Genomic DNA, 1,612 nt, shown 5'->3' with positions numbered 1-1,612 from the left:
TTGCGCAACGCCACATTCGTAACATGGAACCACGGACAAGACAGCTGGCAGCAGGACTGACGATTGATCTGGATCGGGTGCCGAAGAAATACGCAGGACTGGATGGCACGGAGATTGCCATTTCCGAATCTCAGGAGAGGATGGCGGTTGTCGTTGACCCGAAGGACGTGGATCCGTTCCTGGCCTATGCTGCAGAAGAAAACTTGGAGGCGGTAACCGTAGCCGAGGTGACGAAAGAACCCCGCCTGCGGATGCACTGGCGCGGAAAGACCATCGTTGATTTAAGCCGTGCCTTCCTCGATACGAACGGTGCTCATCAGGAGGCGAAGGTTAAGGTTTCCATTCCTGCAAAAGAGGATAATGTATTCCGGAGAAAAAATGAAGGAAGAAAGAATTGCAAAAGCAAATGCTAAAGCTATCAAAAAGCAAGCTGCTACCGAGAAACTAGATATGCAACTCAAGAAAAACGAGCTCAAGTTACAGAAACAACAACTTAAAAGTAGAACTAAAATCAAATGCCCGAAATGTAAAAGCACCAACGTTCAACCTCTTGGCGTACATAAAAAAGGATTTTCTGTCGGTAAAGCAGTAGGTGGCGCTGTTTTGATCGGTGGTTTTGGGACGATGGCTGGATTTGCGGGTAAACGAACGAAGAAAACTGATTTTGTTTGTTTAAAATGCGGTAAACAATTTAAAAAATAGCAATTATTCCGACCCGTCCAAATGACGGGTTTTAATATCACAACAAAAGAACATACATTCGAAAGGAGCGATAATATGGCAAGTATCGTCAAACGTGGTAAGAGCTATCATGTTCGAGTTTCTTGGCGTGATAAAAATGGCGTACTAAAGCAAAAATCTAAAGGTGGCTTTAAAACTAAAAATGAAGCTCGTCAGTACGCAGTCGAATTAGAGCAACAACTATTTACAGGTATTAATATCAAGCAAAAGAAAATCCCCTTTTCTGAGTATTTTGCTAATTGGTATCAAGTATATAAACAACCTACTTCAAAGCACTCAACGCAAAAACGATATGAAGTTGCAATAAGACAGATCAACGAGTACTTTCAAGACATTGCGATCCAAGACATTACTCGTCATGATTATCAAGTCTTTCTAAATCAATACGGTACGAAACGCTCAAAAAATACCGTTCGGATCATGCACTCAATGATCAAAGCTTGTGTTAGCTCAGCTATGTACGACGAGATCATCCGAAAAAACTTCACTGAAAATATCCAACTCGTATTCGACCCTGCAAGAACTAGAAAGATAGACTACCTCTCACTTGATGAACTCAAGCGATTAACTGATCTTTGCTTAAACGGGCGTCAAAAGCGCTATACGTCTCGCTACATGATCTTAACATCATGACTGGAATGCGTATTGGTGAGATCATGGCACTTACTTGGGACGACATCGATTATCAACGTCAAACGATCACAGTCAATAAGACTTGGGACTATCAAAGTGGTGGTGGATTTAAAGCAACGAAAAATGATTCATCTAATCGGACTGTAAACGTAACACAACAATTGCTTGATTGGTTAGCTGAACTCAAAGAAAATAATAGCAATATGGTATTTGAAAATGCACGTGGTCAGATCCCAAC

At 41.6% G+C, this 1,612-nt stretch carries 3 protein-coding genes and 1 pseudogene; all 4 read left to right on the top strand.

Annotation, left to right across the window (positions count from 1 at the left end; genetic code table 11):
* A pseudogene (locus Q9Q35_RS06865) lies at positions 1-338 on the top strand (AIR synthase-related protein); the annotation flags it as partial.
* A gap of 40 nt (positions 339-378) precedes the next feature.
* A complete protein-coding gene (locus Q9Q35_RS06860; RefSeq protein ID WP_304652717.1) occupies positions 379-702 on the top strand; it encodes a hypothetical protein in 324 nt (107 codons plus the stop codon).
* A gap of 75 nt (positions 703-777) precedes the next feature.
* Positions 778-1,374, top strand: a complete 597-nt coding sequence (locus Q9Q35_RS06855; protein ID WP_304652716.1) for an Arm DNA-binding domain-containing protein — start codon at positions 778-780, stop codon at positions 1,372-1,374.
* The coding region (locus Q9Q35_RS06850) for a site-specific integrase (protein WP_304652715.1) at positions 1,371-1,612 on the top strand (242 nt) is incomplete at its 3' end. The genes Q9Q35_RS06855 and Q9Q35_RS06850, both read left to right, overlap by 4 nt.

This window comes from uncultured Ligilactobacillus sp. (assembly GCF_948826705.1).
Classification (GTDB): Bacteria; Bacillota; Bacilli; order Lactobacillales; family Lactobacillaceae; genus Ligilactobacillus.
The sequence above is the reverse complement of the archived record's forward strand: the minus strand, read 5'-3'. Positions and strand labels throughout refer to the sequence as shown.

What these genes read in the sequence shown, in the direction of transcription:
- Q9Q35_RS06860 (WP_304652717.1), top strand. Translation starts at nt 379, where the DNA reads ATGAAGGAAGAAAGAATTGCAAAAGCAAATGCTAAAGCTATCAAAAAG.
- Q9Q35_RS06855 (WP_304652716.1), top strand. Translation starts at nt 778, where the DNA reads ATGGCAAGTATCGTCAAACGTGGTAAGAGCTATCATGTTCGAGTTTCT.